This is a genomic window from Rhodobacter sp. Har01 (assembly GCF_020564565.1).
GTDB lineage: Bacteria > Pseudomonadota > Alphaproteobacteria > Rhodobacterales > Rhodobacteraceae > Pseudogemmobacter.
Map to the genome: position 1 here is coordinate 13,657 of NZ_JAJCTD010000010.1, position 15,930 is coordinate 29,586.

Genomic DNA, 15,930 nt, shown 5'->3' on the forward strand with positions numbered 1-15,930 from the left:
GGCTACACCGCGTCCAGACGGCCAAGGCGGCGAAGCTTGTCATGCACGGCGCGCGCAACGGCGACGGCACCGGGTGTGTCGGAATGCACGCAGATCGACTCGGCGACCACCCGGACGTCCTTGCCGCTGACCGCCCGGGTCACGCCTTCGTCCAGCGCGCGTCGCACCTTTTCGGCCACCTGTTCGGGGCTGATCGGAGGGTGCTCGCGCGAAATGATCTGCCGCCCGTCATCGCCATAATCAAGGTCGACGTAGAATTCGCAGCTGAAGGGTATGCCGCGGCGGGCAAAGACTTCGGACATGCAGCAGTCCGAGAAGGCGATCACGGGCACGCCGAAGACCTCGGCCGCATCGGCAATGCCCTCGGCGACCTCGGGTTCGTTCTGGGCCATGCCGAACAGCGACCCATGCGGCTTGATGTGCGACAGTTCCAGCCCCTCGGCCCGAAGGAAACCGGCCAGGGCGCCGGTCTGGTAGACCGTCAGAGCTGCCACTTCCTCCCGGCTCATCCGCATCGGGCGGCGGCCAAAGCCTTCGCGGTCGGGCAAACCGGGATGCGAGCCGACACGGATGCCCGCCGACTTGGCCAGGCGCACCGTGCGGGCCATGACCACGGGATCCGAGGCGTGAAAGCCGCAGGCGACATTGGCATGGGTGACGAAGGGCATGCAGGCCGCGTCATCACCGAAGCGATAAATCCCGAAGGCCTCGCCCATATCGCAGTTGATCGTGACCATCTGTGCAATCCGCTTGGTATATGTTGTATCAGATATGATGTAACCTCGTTGTCAAGGAGGTTCTGGCCAGGAGTCCGCGCCAAGGTCGCCAGACTCTGACCGGTGCCCGGCAAATGCGCATCCCGCTTGTCAGAGCATCGGTCGTTCAGCTCAGGCGCGATCGGCGGTGGTGCTGATCGGGGAACCGTCGAGCCGCACATTCCGAAACTCGAGAAAGGCAACGGCTTGCCGGGCTTTCTCGAGCCATGGCTGATGGTCGCGAAGGCGCTGAAGCCCAGAAGCCAGGCCACGGTGCGATCGCCGAAGGGCGGCTCCGTCTCGATCGGGGTCTTGATCGGCTCGGCAAGACGCGGATCGACCGATCGTGCGGCCCTGGTCGGCTTGTGACAGACCGTCCGCCGCGGCACGCCGAACCACGCGCAGAGCTTGGGTCAGCGGCACCGCGATCCCGGCCGCCAGAAGGCCCTCATGGAGCGTCCGGATCAATTGCCGTCCTCCCGCTCCATGAGGGCCGGCCGCTTCTTTCGGGCGCGCCGCTCCAGCATGGCCTCGCCGCAAGCTTCCTGCAGGTCCTTCAGCTGCGTCTCGGACTGCTCTCGGATCGCCAGCGGGTTGCACAACGACCCGCGGTGCTTGAAGCGCTTCCAAGTCCTGCCCTTTCCCGGCTTCAGGTGCTTTGATCAGACAGGTGCAAGCGATTTGCGACGGTCGCTGACGTCCAGAGCCTTGCCAAAATAGGCGTTGACGGAATCGCATTGCGAAAGCAAAGCTGCGCAACATCACTCAACATTTTGGTGGAAATTTATAACAATCGTGCTCTTTCTCTCGGGCGGGTGTGGTGACTCGGTAAGACCTAGCAGACGACAGGCCGACATGGGGAGGGCGCGATGAGCCATCGGAAGAACGACGGGCTGCTTGGCGAGCCGTGGCGCGTCGGCGTGCTGTTCTCGAGGTCCGGCTTCATGGCGCTGATCGAAGAGACGCAGTACCGAGGCACGATGATCGCGATCGAAGAGATCAACGCGCGCGGCGGGGTGAACGGGCGCGAGATCGTTCCGGTGGTCTATGATCCGGCCTCGGACAACGCGCTGTTCCGCAGCCAGGCCCGCAGGATGCTGACCGAGGAAGGGCTGTCCACGATCTTTGGTTGCTACACGTCGTCCAGCCGCAAGTCGGTGCTGCCGGTGGTCGAGCGGCTGAACGGGCTGCTGTGGTATCCCACCCTGTACGAGGGTTTCGAGTTCTCGCCCAACATCATCTACACCGGGGCGGCGCCGAACCAGAACTCGATGGCGCTGTGCGAGTACCTGGTCGAGAACTACGGCAGCCGGTTCTATTTCGTCGGCTCGGATTACGTCTATCCGCGCGAGTCGAACCGCATCATGCGCGAACTGGTGGCCGAACGTGGCGGGCAGGTTGTGGGCGAACGCTATGTGCCACTGAACGCCCGCCGGCAGGATTTCTTTGCGGTGATGCACGACATCAAGCGTCAGATGCCCGACGTGATCTTCTCGACCGTGGTCGGGTCGGCGACCGTTCTGCTGTACCAGACCTACCACGACTTCGGGCTGAACCCGGCCAACATGCCGATCGCCAGCCTGACCACGACCGAGGCCGAGATCCGCGCCATGGGCTGTGACGTGGGCGAGGGGCACCTGACGGCGGCGCCGTATTTCCAGTCGATCTCGAACTCGCGCAACGACAATTTCGTGCGCCGCTACCGCGCCCGCTATGGCGAGGACGAGGCGACGAACATGTGCGTCGAAGCGGCCTATTTTCAGGTTCACATGTTTGCCCGCGCCCTGGAATGCGCCAACACGCTGGACACCGACGTGTTGCGCCCGATGGTTCTGGGGCAAAGCTTCGAGGCGCCGCAGGGCGAAGTCAGGATCGACCCGAAATGTTCGCACACCAACGTGTGGTCGCGCATCGGCAGGGCGACGCGGTCGGGCCAGTTCGAGATCCTGCGCCAGTCGCTGAGCCCGGTGCTGGCCGACCCCTATCTGATCGCTGCGAGGGCGGCGGTCTAGGGTGGGGCAGGGAATGAGCCGGACGGCAGGGCGCGAGGCCGACACGCGGAAGCGGCGTGTCGATCTGTCAGGCGCGCGCGTGGTGGTCTGCGCCGAGACGGACAGCCATTTCGAGACCTGGATGCGCGAGCTGCGCCGGCAGCGGGCCGAGGTCACGCTGATCTGGCCGCCGCCCCGTCGGTTTCAGGACGGCATGGACCTGCTGATCTGCGAATACTTCCCGAAGGTCGCCGAGGTGTTGCCCTGGGAACCCGGCGAGGCCGGGGCGGCGCTGGTGCTGCTGTTGCCGCAAAGCGGCCTGCACGACCCCGCCGAGATTGCCGCGGCGGCCCCGCATGGGGTTGTCAGCCGCCCGTTCACCGCGCCGGCCGTTGTTGCCGCCGCACAGGTGGCCTGGAGCCAGTTCCGCTATGAGCAGCGCCTGCGCGAGCGCATCGCCCAGCTGGACGAGAACCTTCGCTCGATCCGCTTTGTCGAGCGCGCCAAGCTGATCCTGATGGCCGAAAAGGGCATGACCGAACCCGCCGCCTATCGGCACCTGCGCGAGATGGCGATGCAGCAGCGGGTCAGTGTCGTCGAGGTCGCGGATGCGGTCATCAGGCGGTCGGAACTGACCCTGTAGACCGGTTCGGCGACGCCGAATCTGGCGGCCGGACTGCAAACCTGACTCAACCGAGGAGCGGTCCGGGGGCCTGTCCTTGACGACGGCCCGGCGGGGCGTATGGCGGCAATTTATTGATTTGAAACGAGTATCTCTGAAGCGTGGCCGCTTCTGAACAGTCTTGACTTTCGCCGGGATGGCCTTAACCATTAAGGCAGCTCGGCGAGAACGGGTCGCGGCAACAGCGCCGCAAAAATCTGATGGCATCGAAGCCTCCATTCGGGTCTGCGGACCTGGACGGGGGCTTTTTTCGTTTGCGCTAGGGAGGAGATGGAAATGGTTATGAAGCGTCGGGATTTCATCCGCGGCACGGCCGCACTTGGCGCGGTTTCGACTATCGCCGCGCCCCAACTGTGGTTCAAGAACTCGGGCCTGGCCCGAGCGCAGAACGGCGAGATCAAGGTCGGGGTGCTGTTTTCGCTGACGGGCACCACCGGGATCATCGAGGAATCGTTGAACAAGGCGACGATCCTGGCGATCGAAGAGATCAACGCCGCCGGGGGCATCAACGGCATGCAGATCGTGCCGGTGGTCGAGGACCCGGCCTCTGACCCCGCAACCTTTGCCGAAAAGGCGCGCAAGCTGGTGATGAGCGACGGCTGCGTTTCGGTGTTCGGGTCCTATACCTCGGCCAGCCGCAAGGCGGTGCTGCCGGTGTTCGAAAAGCGCGAAAACCTGTACTGGTATCCGACGCTTTACGAGGGCCGCGAATGCTCGAAGAACGTGATCTACACCGGCGCCGTGCCGAACCAGCAGCAGGACGAGTTCATTCCCTGGCTGGTGCAGAATTTCGGCAAGAAGTTCTTCCTGATCGGGTCGAACTACATCTACCCGCAGGAAGAGAACAACTATTGCAAGAAGCTGCTTGAAGGCCTGGGCGCCGAGGTGGTGAACGAGGAATACGTGCCGCTTGGCCATTCCGAATTCTCGTCGGTGATCAGCAAGATCAAGAGCACCGAGCCGAACGTGATCTTCTCGACCGTGGTCGGGGATTCGGTGGTGGCGCTGCACCGGCAGTATCTTGCGGCGGGCCTTGATCCGGCCAAGATGCCGATGGCCAGCCTGACCACGTCGGAAAACGAGGTGGCGGCGATGGGTGGCGAGGCCGCGGCCGGGCACTTCACCTCGGCGCCCTACTTCATGGTGCACAAGTCGCCGGAAAACGAGAAGTTCGTCTCGGCCTATCAGGCGCGCTGGGGTGCCGACAAGGTGACCCACTTCGTGTCCGAGCCGTCCTACTTCCAGGTCTACCTGTTCAAGCAGGCGGTCGAGAAGCTGGCGGCGTCGGACATCACGCCGCCCACCATCCGCGAGGCGGTGAAGGGTGCCGAGATGATCGCGCCGCAGGGCAAGATCCGGATCGAGAAGGACAACCTGCACACCTGGCTGTGGCCCAAGATCGCCGTGGCCAAGGCCGACGGCCAGTTCGAGGTGCTGGTCGACTCGAAAGAGTGGCTCGCCCCCGATCCCTATGCCGCCTACCCCGACCAGAAATGCGTCGAGGCCGGTCTGACCAACATCTAGACCCGTCCTTGAACGACCCGGGGCGCGACGGCCGGTGCCGTCGCCCCCTTCTGGAACGCCTTACCGCGGGGACGGACATGGATTTCCTGCTTCAGAACGTGCTGACCGGGCTTAGCATCGGCTCGATCCTGCTTCTCATCGCCCTGGGGCTGGCCATCATCTACGGCTCGATGGGGGTCATCAACATGGCCCATGGCGAGTTCGTGATGCTGGGCGCCTATGGCACCTGGGCGCTGAACGCCTTTTTCGGCATGGGCCTGCTGTCAAGCCTGGTGGTGGTGTTCTTCGGCGTGGGCCTGCTGGGGTGGCTGGTCGAACGCGGGGTGATCCAGTTCCTGTACCGAAGGCCGCTGGACACCATCCTGGCCACCTGGGGCATCGGCGTGATGCTGCAGCAGATCGTGCGGCTGACGGTCGGGGGCGAGTTGCGCTATGTCGAGATGCCGCATGCGCTGACCGGGACGATCTCGATCCTGGGCACCGAGATCTCGTCCTACCGGGTTTTCGTCTTTGTCTTCGTGGTCGCGCTGTTCCTGCTGACCTGGTATCTGATGAACCGCACCCGATTTGGCATGCAGTTGCGCGCCGTGGTGCAGAACAGCGAGATGTCGGCCTGCTTCGGCATCGACCCCAAGCGCATCTACGGGCTGACCTTTGCCTATGGCGCCGGGCTGGCCGGGCTGGCCGGGGCGCTGGTGGCGCCGCTGAAGAGTGTGTCGCCCGAAATGGGCACGTCCTATGTGATCGACGCCTTCTTCGTGGTCGTCCTGGGCGGCGTGCAAAGCATCTTCGGCACCGTCGCCAGCGCCTTCCTGCTGGGCGAGGCGACCGGCACGCTGGGCTTTCTGTGGAACGACACCATCGCCAAGGCGCTGGTGCTGGTCGGCATCATCGTGCTGATCCGGTTCCGGCCGCAGGGCCTGTTCGTCTCCAAGGTGCGGGGCTGAGGGGCGGCGATGTTCGACAGTTCCGCACATGCAAACCCGACCCGGAACCGCAACCGGCTGCAGCTTGCCCTTTACCTGGCGTTCTGCGTCGCGATCTTCGCCGTTCCGCTTTTCATCGACGATGACTTCCTGCTGAACCGCTATGCCCGCTATCTGGTGCTGGGCATGGTGGCGATGGCGCTGAGCCTGTCCTGGGGCTATGCGGGCATCCTCAACCTGGGGCAGGCGCTGAGCTTCGGCCTTGGCTCTTATGCCATGGCGATGACTCTGAAGCTGAAGACCGTGCCGATCCACACCGGGCCGGACGGGCTGCCCGACTTCATGGTGTGGAACAACGTCGAGACGCTGCCCTGGTTCTGGGTGCCCTACCAGTCAACCGCCTTTGCCATCTTCGCCGGCGTGGCCGTGCCCTGGGCACTGGCGGCGATCCTGGGATGGTTCATGTTCCGCGGCCGGATCACCGGCGTCTTCGTGGCGATCATCACGCTGGCGATCCTGGTGGTGGCGAACCTGCTTGTCATCGACCAGCAGCGCTATACCGGCGGGTTCAACGGCATCACCGACCTGGCGCAGCTGGAAATCCTTGGCCTCGAGTTCGACGCCTATTCCAAGAGCACCTATTTCCTGGTGGCAAGCTGTCTGTCGGTCTGCCTGCTGGGCGCGCTGGCGATCACCAGAAGCAAGGCCGGGCTGATCTTTCAGGCGATCCGCGACCAGGAAGAGCGGGTGCGGTTCTTCGGCTATGACGTCGCCGCCTACAAGATCATGGCGATGTCGATCTCGGCCGCGATCGCGGGCCTTGCGGGCATGCTTTACACGGTGGTGATGGAGTTCGCCTCGCCGACCTTCATGGACGTGCCGCTGAGCCTGTCGATCGTGATCTGGTGTGCGGTCGGCGGCCGGCAAAGCCTGCTGGGGGCCACCATCGGGGCCATCGTGGTGGCCGGGATGCAGGGCGCGCTGTCGGAATCCGAGACCTTCCTGGACACCTGGATGCTGGTGATGGGCCTGATCTTCGTTCTGGTCGTGCTGTTCCTGCCGAACGGCCTTGCGGGCCTGCTGGACATGGCCGGCAGGCGGCTGATGCGGCGGCCGGGTGCCTTGGCCGGCGGTCCTGCCCCGGCGAAGGGCCTTTCCGGGCAGAAGGCGAAGGACCAGACATGACCGAGCATCTTCACATCGAGGGCCTTGGCGTCGAGTTCAACGGGTTCAAGGCCGTGAACGACCTGAACCTGTCGGTCGCGCAGGGCGAATTGCGCTGCCTGATCGGCCCGAACGGCGCCGGCAAGACCACCACTCTGGACCTGATCTGCGGCAAGACCCGGCCGATGCACGGCTCGATCCGCTACCGCGGCCGCGAGATTGCCCGGCTGCCCGAATTCCAGATCGCCCGCGCCGGGATCGGCCGCAAGTTCCAGGTTCCCAGCGTGTTCCGGCAGTTGACGGTGCGCGAGAACCTGGAAGTCGCCCACTGCAAGCACATCAGCGTCTATACGAACATCCTGCGCTCGGGGCGGTCGGCCGAAAGCGACGGGCTTGAGAAGCTGGCGGCCTTTGTCGACCTTTCGGACTACTTCGAAGCGCCCGCATCGGTGCTGTCGCATGGCCAGACGCAGTGGCTGGAGATCGCGCTGCTGCTGGCACAGGACAGCGAGCTGATCCTGCTGGACGAGCCGGCGGCAGGCATGACCCACCAGGAGACGCAGAAGACCGCCGACATCTGCAACCGCCTGAAGGGCAAGCACACCATCATCGTGGTCGAGCACGACATGGGCTTTGTGCGCCAGATCGCCCAGGTGGTTTCGGTGATGCACCAGGGCACGCTGCTTATGGAGGGCACGGTCGAGGAAATCAGCCGGGACCAGAGGGTGCGCGAAGTCTACCTCGGTTCGACCTTGGGGATCTGACATGCTGAAGCTGCGCAACCTTTGTGGCTACTACGGCTATTCGGCCGCCCTGCAGGACGTGACCCTGTCGGTCGACACCGGCGATTTCGTCGCGGTCCTGGGCCGCAACGGGGTGGGCAAGACCACGTTGATGCGGGCGCTGTTCGGGCTGCTTGACCGGACCTCGGGCGAGATCGTGCTGGATGGCATTGACATTGCGTCATGGCCGACCCACCGGCGGGCCAGGGCGGGCATCGGCTATGTGCCGCAGGGCCGTGGCATCCTGCCCCAGTTCACGGTGCTTGAGAACCTTCGGATGGGCGGCTTTGCCCGCACCTCGGACCGCGGCGAGGAGCTTGAGGCGCTGGTCTTCGAGATGTTCCCCATGCTGAAGGATTTCGTGACCCGCGCCGGCGGCAACCTGTCGGGTGGCCAGCAGCAGCAGCTGTCCATCGCGCGTGCGCTGATGACCGATCCCAAGATCATCGTGCTGGACGAGCCGACCGAGGGCATCCAGCCCAACATCGTGGAACTGATCGAAGAGGCGATCCTGCAGCTGAACCGCAAGCACGGCATCACCGTCGTTCTGGTCGAGCAGGACATCGGCTTTGCCCGGAGGGCAAGCTCGGCCTTCGCGATGATGGAAAAGGGACGGATCGTCGCGTCCGGGCCGATCGCGGCCCTGACCGATGACCTGGTGCACAGGCACATGGCGGTCTGAGGCGCAAGGACCAAGGCAACCGGAACCGGACAACCAGGAAGGGAGAGAGACGATGCTTCACGGAGACATTTCCAGCAGCAACGACACGGTTGGCGTGGCGGTGGTGAACTACAAGATGCCGCGGCTTCACACCAAGGCCGAGGTTCTTGAGAACGCCCGCAAGATCGCCGACATGGTGCAGGGCATGAAGGTCGGCCTGCCCGGCATGGATCTGGTGATCTTCCCGGAGTATTCGACCCACGGGATCATGTACGACCAGAAGGAGATGTACGAGACCGCCTCGGCCTGCCCCGGCGAGGAGACGGCGATCTTTGCCGAGGCCTGTCGCAAGGCCAAGGTCTGGGGCGTGTTCTCGCTGACCGGCGAGCAGCACGAGGAACACCCCAACAAGGCGCCCTACAACACGCTGATCCTGATGAACGACAAGGGCGAGATCGTGCAGAAGTATCGCAAGATCATGCCCTGGGTGCCGATCGAGGGCTGGTATCCGGGCAATTGCACCTATGTCTCGGAAGGGCCGAAGGGGCTGAAGGTCAGCCTGATCATCTGCGACGACGGCAACTATCCCGAAATCTGGCGCGACTGCGCGATGAAGGGGGCCGAGCTGATCGTGCGCTGCCAGGGCTACATGTACCCGGCCAAGGAGCAGCAGGTGATCATGTCCAAGGCCATGGCCTGGGCGAACAACTGCTATGTCGCGGTGGCCAACGCCTCGGGCTTTGACGGGGTCTATTCCTACTTCGGCCACTCGGCCATCGTGGGTTTCGACGGCCGCACCCTGGGCGAATGCGGCGAAGAGGATTACGGCATCCAGTATGCCCAGCTTTCCAAGGCGCTGATCCGCGATGCCCGCAAGAACATGCAGTCGCAGAACCACCTCTACAAGCTGGTTCATCGCGGCTACACCGGCATGATCAACTCGGGCGAAAGCGCGCAGGGCGTGGCGGCCTGTCCTTACGACTTCTACCAGAAGTGGGTCACCGATCCCGAAGGCACCCGCGAGATGGTGGAGGCAATCACGCGCGGCACGCCCGGCACCGAGGAATGCCCGATCGAAGGCATTCCGAACCAGCCCTCGAAACACCGCTGAGACCCTTCGTCGGGCGGGGCGCATCGCGGCCCCGCCCGGCCGCGGCCTGTCCCTTTCAGCGCAGTGAGGCAAGATGGATCTCGACCGCTACCGCATCCGGCGCGAGCCGTATTACCGTGCCGTGGGCAAGGAAATCGAGCTGTTCACCGCGGCCTGGTCCCGGCGCATGCCGATGATGCTGAAGGGCCCCACCGGCTGCGGCAAGACGCGTTTCATCGAGCACATGGCCTGGCGGCTGGGCAAGCCGCTGATCACCGTCGCCTGCCATGAGGACATGACCGCCTCGGACCTGGTGGGCCGCTACCTCTTGGACCCTGCCGGCACCGTCTGGCACGACGGGCCGCTGACGCTGGCCGTGCGGCATGGCGCGATCTGCTATCTGGACGAGATCGTCGAGGCCCGGCAGGACACCACGGTGGTCATTCACCCGCTGACCGACGACCGCCGGGTGCTGCCGCTGGAAAAGAAGAACGAGCTGATCGAGGCGCATCCCGACTTTCATCTCGTGATCTCGTACAACCCCGGCTACCAGAGCGTGCTGAAGGACCTCAAGGAAAGCACCAAGCAGCGTTTTGCGGCCATCCAGTTCGGCTATCCCGAGGCGCCGGTCGAGGCCGAGATCGTGGCGCGCGAGGCCGATCTCGATGCCGAGACGGCGCAGGTTCTGGTGCGGATCGGCCAGCGGTCGCGCAACCTGAAAGGCCACGGTCTGGACGAAGGCGCCTCGACCCGGATGCTGGTGCAGGTCGGGCGGCTGATGGCGGCGGGCGTGGGGCTGGAGCAGGCCTGCGAGGCGACCATCGTGCTGCCCATCACCGACGACCCGGACCTGCGCGATGCGCTGTCCGAGATCGTCGCGGCCTGCAGCTGACAGGCCGGGGGCCGGCGCATGTCTGACCGCGATCAGGTGGTAAGCGACCTGCTGGCCCAGGCCGGGATCGCCAGAGATGTCGGGCTGCCGGTCTGGAGCGATATCCGCAAGGCGCTGTTCGGGGCCCGGCTTGACCGCTGGATCGACACCTTCCGGGCGCTGGCGCAGGCCACGCCCGATCGGCCGCGCACCGCGCTGGACCTGGCCCGGGTGACCCCCCGCATCGCGCGCAGCCTGGGGCCGGACGCAGCGCTTGATCTGGCCCAGGCGGTTGCCGAAGTTGCGCATCGCGCCGGCGGGCCGGCCGCGGCGGGCCTGATCTCGCACGCGCCGCGCGCGGCAACGCTCTTGGGCGACGCCGATGGCTTCCAAGTCTGGCTGGCCTCGCTGGGTGAACTGGCCGGGGCGGCGCCGGACGTGATCCGGTCGGTCATGGTGCGGACCGACACGCTGCTCACGCAGCTTGATGCCCGCGGGTTTCGCAGCTTTGTGGCCGCGGGCCTGGCCCTGAGCGATGCCGCGGCCCGCGCGGCGCATTTCGCGCTGGCCGACCCCGACCTGCTGGCCAGCTATCGGCATCAGGCGGGCGGTGTGCGGCTGCAGACCATGGAACGGCGGCTGAAGGCGCTGGTCGTGGGGCTGTGGGGTGTGGAGCCGGTGCTGCGGTCGGCCGCGGCCACCCGCGCCCTGCACGTTGCGCGGCGGGCCAGCTTCGACGGCACCCTGATCCGCCTGCCCGAGACCTTTGCCGGGTACTCGGACAGCGATGCCGAGGCGCTGTTCAAGGCCGCGGTCGCCCATATCGGGGCCCACCTGGCCTTTACCCGCGAGAAATTCCCCGTGAAAACCCTGAAGCCGCTTCAGGTCGCGCTGGTGTCGCTGGTCGAGGATGCGCGGGTCGAAGCGCTGGCCGCGCGGCAATACCCCGGTCTGTTGCGGCTTTGGCGGCGGTTCCACATCGCAGGCGAAGCCGATGCGCCCGCCGGGCCGAACCTGGCAGAGCCGCTTCTGGCCCGGCTTGCCCGGGCGTTGATCGACCCGGACTTCGCCGACGACAATCCCTGGATCGCCAAGGCCCGGCGGCTGTTCGCCGAGGCTGGCCCTGATTACTCCGACCCCGAACAGATCCGGCGGATCGGGATGCTCTTGGGCAACGACCTGGGCCAGATGCGGGTTCAGTTCAATGCCAAGACCCATGTCGTCCAGCCGCCCTATCGCGACGACAACCTTGGCATCTGGGATTTCGGCCCGCCCCCGCCGGACGCCGATGACACCGTGCAGACGGTGCTCGACTCGGTCCGGATCGAGCGGGCCGAGACCCCCGACCAGCCGCACGACCGCGAGCGCGAAGAGCCCGACCCCGGGGGGGCCGATCGCGTGGGGCGCTTGAAGGCGGTTGCCGCCGAAGACGGCGTGCCGGTAGCGCGCTACCCGGAATGGGACTATCTGGCCGGCGAGGTGCGCCGCGACTGGACCACCGTGGTCGAACACGAGCCACCGCTGGCCCCGGCGGCGATCATCGACCGCATCCTGGCCGAGCATGCCGATGCCGAGCGGCGCATCGCGGCGCTGGTCCGGCAGGCGCGGGTCAGCCGGCCGGCCCGCCAGCGCCGTCAGCCCGACGGTGACCGGCTGGACCTCAACGCCGCGGTCGGCGTGGCCATCGACCTTCGCGCCGGTCTTTCGCCCGACCACCGCGTCTATGAGACAATGGCCCTGATGCATCGCGACATGTCGGTGCTGCTGCTGCTGGACATCTCGGAATCGACCAAGGATACGATCCGCGGCGGCGCGGTTTCGGTGTTTTCCCTTGAGCGGACGGCGACCGCGCTGCTGGCGCAGGCCATGGCCGGCGTCGGCGATCCGTTTGCGATCCACGCCTTCTGCTCGAACGGGCGCAACGACGTTCGCTACTTCCGCATCAAGGATTTCGGCCGCCCCTACGATGCCGGCGCAAGGCGGCGGCTGGCCGGTCTGAGGCCGGGGTTTTCAACCCGTCTGGGCGCCGCCCTGCGCCACGCGGGGGCCGAGATCGCCGGGCAATCGACCTACCGGCGGCTGATCCTTGTGGTGACCGACGGCGAGCCGTCCGACATTGACGTCGAGAACCGCCGGCACCTGGCCGAAGATGCGCGCAAGGCCGTGCACGAGCTTGGCCAGCAGGGGATCGACGTCTTCTGCGTCGCGCTGACGGGCAGCGGCGAGGCGTTCCTGGGGCGGATCTTCGGGCGGCGCAATGCCGTGCAGATCGCGAATGTCGAGACGCTGCCGATGAAGCTGCCGATGCTGTATTTCCGCCTGACCGCATGATGTGCGCCGGGCGCCCGCCATCACCATGACGATGCGGCTGTCCAGGACCGGGTTGGCCGAGGGCGGCAGTGCACCGGGGCTGTGGCTGGCCGAGTTCATCGACAGCACGCTGCGCGGAGTCGGCCAGGTGATGTTGCAGAACAACGCCTATACCGGTCTGGTCTTCGTGCTCGGGGTGTTCTGCAATTCCACCGTCGCCGGCGTTGCCGTTCTGGCCGGCAGCATGGCCAGCACCCTGGCCGCCATGATCCTGGGCGCCGAGCGCGCCCTGGTGCGCGCGGGCCTCTTCGGCTTCAACGGCGCACTTGTCGCCGTCGCGCTGGTGGCCTTCCTGCGGCCGGAACCTCTGAGCTGGCTTTGCATCCTGCTTGCGGCGGCCTTTTCGACGGTGGTCTTCGCGGCCTTGCTTGCGCTGCTGGACACCTGGAAGCTGCCGCCTCTTACCGCACCCTTCGTATTTGTCACCCTGAGCTTTGTTCTGGCATCCAGGCACCTGAGCCAACTGCCACCGGAAGAGCTGCTTGCCGCTGCGGTAGTGCCCGATGTGACGGCACTTTCCGCTTCGATGCTGGCGGAGGGTGTCCTCAATGGCTTCGCCCAGGTATTTCTCCAGGAAAGTCCGGTCACCGGCGCCGTCTTCGCCTTCGGCCTGCTGATCGGGTCGAAGCGCGCCTTTGCCGCCGGGATCGCGGGCTCCCTGATCGGGTTGCTCGTGGCATGGGGGTTGGGGGCGTCGATCCCAGCGTTGCAGTCGGGTCTGTTTGGATACAACGGTGTGCTCGTTGCCATCGGGTTCGGCAGCACCTTGTGCCCTTGGTCCAGGAACCACCTGGCCCACGTCCTCGCCCCAAGCATCGCAACGCCCCTTGTCTACGCGGTGATTGCCACGGCATTGGAGCCAATGGGTCTGCCCGCCCTGACATTGCCCTTCGTGCTGGTCACATGGCTCTTCCTTCTCGCCTGCAAGCCCTTGCCGCGTCTGCGCGCGCGGCAAGAATGACGCCGCAGCGAAAGGTACTCCTTCCGGCCATGATGATGTGACAGCCACAGCGCCGGAATGAATACAGGCAATGACCAGGCACGTCCGGCAACGCTTTCCTCAGTCAGGATGCGCGCCCAGGGCAGCAGGCGCGGCTCCTGGAACATGATGCGAGTGCCGGCAGGGCCATCGGCAGCCGCGTCACGCCAGACCTCACCGCCATCCGGTTGGTCCGACTGGGCGGCCATCGCCTCGTATCTGATCAGCCTTTACCGCAGCCTCGCCGTGCCATCGCCCGACGCGCTGGCGGTTCTGGATGATGTCGAGATCGGAAAGTTCCATGATTGTGCCAACACATACCTGAAGTGACCCCATCCCCGCGGGCGTGCCCGACCCGGTGGCGCTGGCGCAGTTGGCCACGCAGTTCTTCGCGGCCCTGCCGGGCGCGGCCGCCTTGCCTTCGAACCCGCTCCGGCAAGACCCGCTGCCGGGCGGGTTGAACCTGGGGCCCTTTGCCAAGGGGCCTGCGCTGCCGGGGGAGTTGTTGCCGGGCGGCAACCTGGCCCCGACCTCGCCGCATTCCGCTTTGGATGCGGTGGCCTCGGCGCTGGCTCTGTTGCCGAAGTCTGCGGCAGTGAACGGATTGCCCGACCTGGCGTCGCTGGCGGCCCCGGCGCTGAACGGTCGCTTCGGCGGCCACGCGCTGGGCGTTCCGGCGCCCGCGGCGCTGCCCTAGACGTCCGGGCCGCCCTCGTTCCATCTCGATACGGGCCGCGAGGCGGAGTACTCCTTTCTTGTCGCGCGTGTTGCGGTGTCCGCTCCCACGCCGGGTCTGGATGTCAAAGCAATCCGCCGCGACTTTCCGATCCTGCGCGAGCGGGTGAACGGGCGGCCGCTGGCCTGGTTCGACAATGCCGCCACCACGCAAAAGCCGCAGGCGGTGATCGATCGGCTGGTTCGGTTCTACGAACACGAGAACTCGAACATCCACCGCGCCGCGCATGAACTGGCGGCGCGGGCGACCGATGCCTACGAGGCCGCGCGCGAAAAGGTACGAGGCTTCCTGGGCGCCGCCTCGGCCGAGGAGATCCTCTTCGTTCGGGGTGCCACGGAAGGCATCAACCTCGTCGCCAACACCTGGGGCGAGGCGAATATCGGCGAAGGCGACGAGATCATCATCTCGCATCTGGAGCATCACGCCAACAGCGTGCCCTGGCAGATACTGGCCGCCCGCAAGGGGGCAAAGCTGCGGGTGATCCCGGTGGACGAGACCGGGCAGGTGATCCTGTCCGAGTATCGCGCGCTGCTGGGTCCGCGGACCAAACTGGTCGCGGTCACGCAGGTGGCGAACGCGTTGGGCACCGTGGTTCCGGTGCATGAGATCGTCGCTTTCTCCAAGGCGGCGGGGGCGGTGACTCTGGTCGACGGCGCCCAATCGGTCAGCCACCTGCGGGTGAACGTGCAGGCGATCGGCACCGATTTCTTCGTCTTCTCGGGGCACAAGGTGTTCGGCCCCACCGGGATTGGCGCCCTCTACGGCCGCAAGGAGGTGCTGGAGCGGATTCCGCCCTGGCAAGGCGGCGGCAACATGATCCAGAACGTGACCTTCGAACGCTCGCTCTACCAGCCGCCCCCCGCGAAGTTCGAGGCCGGCACCGGCAACATCGCGGACGCGGCGGGGCTGGGGGCGGCGCTGGACTATGTGCAGGCGCTGGGGTTGGAACGCATCGCCGCCTACGAGCACCAGCTTCTGGCCTATGCCATCGACCGTTTGGCGCCGATCAAAGGCGTGCGGATCATCGGAACGGCGCCCGAGAAGGCCAGCGTTCTGTCCTTCGTGCTGGCGGGGCATACCCCCGAAGCGGTGGGCCGGGCGCTGAACGAAGAGGGCATCGTGGTGCGGTCGGGTCACCATTGCGCGCAACCGATCCTGCGGCGGTTTGGGGTGGAAGCCACGGTGCGGGCCTCGCTGGCCTTCTGCAACACCTGCGAGGAGGTCGACCGGTTCATCGAAGTCATCCGCCGGCTTGCCCGGGCGTGCCTGCGGCCCGCTTCCGGCAGGAGCGCGGGCCGTCTTCACGTTCACCTGGGGCCTGTCCTGCGGTCAGTCCGGCAGGATCGGCGAGATCGGGATCACGGCCCGGAACGGCACGTCCCTTGGGGTGGCGATCAGG

Annotated in this window: 15 protein-coding genes and 1 pseudogene; 15 read left to right on the top strand and 1 reads right to left on the bottom strand. The window is 65.9% G+C overall.

Annotation, left to right across the window (positions count from 1 at the left end):
- Window positions 1–2 precede the first annotated feature (2 nt).
- Window positions 3–737: a 5-oxoprolinase subunit PxpA gene (gene pxpA / locus LHP98_RS17635; protein ID WP_227253879.1), complete on the bottom strand. Its 735-nt coding sequence runs from the start codon at window positions 735–737 to the stop codon at window positions 3–5.
- A 126-nt stretch (window positions 738–863) separates the two neighbouring features.
- Between pxpA and LHP98_RS17640 the strand changes: the two genes are divergently transcribed.
- The 15 genes and pseudogenes from LHP98_RS17640 to LHP98_RS17710 form a co-directional block, all read left to right on the top strand.
- Entirely contained in the window at window positions 864–1,124 is a 261-nt protein-coding gene (locus LHP98_RS17640; protein ID WP_227253880.1) for a hypothetical protein, read from the top strand.
- A 500-nt stretch (window positions 1,125–1,624) separates the two neighbouring features.
- Window positions 1,625–2,767 (top strand): transporter substrate-binding domain-containing protein, encoded by a 1,143-nt coding sequence (locus LHP98_RS17645; protein ID WP_227253881.1) that lies wholly within the window; start codon window positions 1,625–1,627, stop codon window positions 2,765–2,767.
- Window positions 2,768–2,780: 13 nt separating this feature from the next.
- Complete coding sequence (locus LHP98_RS17650; RefSeq protein ID WP_227253882.1) at window positions 2,781–3,389, top strand: ANTAR domain-containing response regulator; 609 nt, start codon at window positions 2,781–2,783, stop codon at window positions 3,387–3,389.
- A 315-nt stretch (window positions 3,390–3,704) separates the two neighbouring features.
- Window positions 3,705–4,952, top strand: coding sequence for a transporter substrate-binding protein (locus LHP98_RS17655; RefSeq protein WP_227253883.1), 1,248 nt, complete (start codon window positions 3,705–3,707; stop codon window positions 4,950–4,952).
- A 77-nt stretch (window positions 4,953–5,029) separates the two neighbouring features.
- A complete protein-coding gene (gene urtB / locus LHP98_RS17660) occupies window positions 5,030–5,899 on the top strand; it encodes an urea ABC transporter permease subunit UrtB (protein ID WP_227253884.1) in 870 nt (289 codons plus the stop codon).
- Window positions 5,900–5,908: 9 nt separating this feature from the next.
- The gene (gene urtC, locus LHP98_RS17665; protein WP_227253885.1) at window positions 5,909–7,063 is read left to right on the top strand and encodes an urea ABC transporter permease subunit UrtC; all 1,155 of its coding nucleotides are present in this window, start codon (window positions 5,909–5,911) and stop codon (window positions 7,061–7,063) included.
- Window positions 7,060–7,806, top strand: a complete 747-nt coding sequence (urtD, locus tag LHP98_RS17670; protein WP_227253886.1) for an urea ABC transporter ATP-binding protein UrtD — start codon at window positions 7,060–7,062, stop codon at window positions 7,804–7,806. The genes urtC and urtD overlap by 4 nt, the downstream gene beginning before the upstream one ends.
- A gap of 1 nt (window position 7,807) precedes the next feature.
- Window positions 7,808–8,506 carry an urea ABC transporter ATP-binding subunit UrtE gene (gene urtE / locus LHP98_RS17675; RefSeq protein WP_227253887.1) on the top strand — a complete coding sequence of 233 codons (699 nt, stop codon included), beginning with the start codon at window positions 7,808–7,810 and terminating at the stop codon, window positions 8,504–8,506.
- Between the two features lie 52 nt (window positions 8,507–8,558).
- The gene (locus LHP98_RS17680) at window positions 8,559–9,596 is read left to right on the top strand and encodes an aliphatic amidase (protein ID WP_227253888.1); all 1,038 of its coding nucleotides are present in this window, start codon (window positions 8,559–8,561) and stop codon (window positions 9,594–9,596) included.
- Window positions 9,597–9,669: 73 nt separating this feature from the next.
- Complete coding sequence (locus LHP98_RS17685) at window positions 9,670–10,467, top strand: CbbQ/NirQ/NorQ/GpvN family protein (protein ID WP_227253889.1); 798 nt, start codon at window positions 9,670–9,672, stop codon at window positions 10,465–10,467.
- Window positions 10,468–10,485: 18 nt separating this feature from the next.
- Window positions 10,486–12,777 carry a VWA domain-containing protein gene (locus LHP98_RS17690; protein WP_227253890.1) on the top strand — a complete coding sequence of 764 codons (2,292 nt, stop codon included), beginning with the start codon at window positions 10,486–10,488 and terminating at the stop codon, window positions 12,775–12,777.
- A gap of 25 nt (window positions 12,778–12,802) precedes the next feature.
- Window positions 12,803–13,777, top strand: a complete 975-nt coding sequence (locus tag LHP98_RS17695; RefSeq protein ID WP_227253891.1) for an urea transporter — start codon at window positions 12,803–12,805, stop codon at window positions 13,775–13,777.
- A gap of 144 nt (window positions 13,778–13,921) precedes the next feature.
- Window positions 13,922–14,125, top strand: a complete 204-nt coding sequence (locus LHP98_RS19645; RefSeq protein WP_227253892.1) for a hypothetical protein — start codon at window positions 13,922–13,924, stop codon at window positions 14,123–14,125.
- A gap of 16 nt (window positions 14,126–14,141) precedes the next feature.
- Window positions 14,142–14,492: a hypothetical protein gene (locus tag LHP98_RS17705; RefSeq protein WP_227253893.1), complete on the top strand. Its 351-nt coding sequence runs from the start codon at window positions 14,142–14,144 to the stop codon at window positions 14,490–14,492.
- Window positions 14,493–14,567: 75 nt separating this feature from the next.
- A pseudogene (locus tag LHP98_RS17710) lies at window positions 14,568–15,776 on the top strand (family 2A encapsulin nanocompartment cargo protein cysteine desulfurase); the annotation flags it as partial.
- Between the last annotated feature and the right edge of the window lie 154 nt (window positions 15,777–15,930).

Coding starts and splice junctions, on each gene's coding strand:
- LHP98_RS17645 (WP_227253881.1), top strand. CDS start 1,625: ATGAGCCATCGGAAGAACGACGGGCTGCTTGGCGAGCCGTGGCGCGTC.
- LHP98_RS17680 (WP_227253888.1), top strand. CDS start 8,559: ATGCTTCACGGAGACATTTCCAGCAGCAACGACACGGTTGGCGTGGCG.
- pxpA (WP_227253879.1), bottom strand. CDS start 737: ATGGTCACGATCAACTGCGATATGGGCGAGGCCTTCGGGATTTATCGC.
- LHP98_RS17650 (WP_227253882.1), top strand. CDS start 2,781: ATGAGCCGGACGGCAGGGCGCGAGGCCGACACGCGGAAGCGGCGTGTC.
- urtC (WP_227253885.1), top strand. CDS start 5,909: ATGTTCGACAGTTCCGCACATGCAAACCCGACCCGGAACCGCAACCGG.
- LHP98_RS17655 (WP_227253883.1), top strand. CDS start 3,705: ATGGTTATGAAGCGTCGGGATTTCATCCGCGGCACGGCCGCACTTGGC.
- LHP98_RS17690 (WP_227253890.1), top strand. CDS start 10,486: ATGTCTGACCGCGATCAGGTGGTAAGCGACCTGCTGGCCCAGGCCGGG.
- urtB (WP_227253884.1), top strand. CDS start 5,030: ATGGATTTCCTGCTTCAGAACGTGCTGACCGGGCTTAGCATCGGCTCG.
- LHP98_RS17695 (WP_227253891.1), top strand. CDS start 12,803: ATGACGATGCGGCTGTCCAGGACCGGGTTGGCCGAGGGCGGCAGTGCA.
- urtD (WP_227253886.1), top strand. CDS start 7,060: ATGACCGAGCATCTTCACATCGAGGGCCTTGGCGTCGAGTTCAACGGG.
- LHP98_RS19645 (WP_227253892.1), top strand. CDS start 13,922: ATGATGCGAGTGCCGGCAGGGCCATCGGCAGCCGCGTCACGCCAGACC.
- urtE (WP_227253887.1), top strand. CDS start 7,808: ATGCTGAAGCTGCGCAACCTTTGTGGCTACTACGGCTATTCGGCCGCC.
- LHP98_RS17685 (WP_227253889.1), top strand. CDS start 9,670: ATGGATCTCGACCGCTACCGCATCCGGCGCGAGCCGTATTACCGTGCC.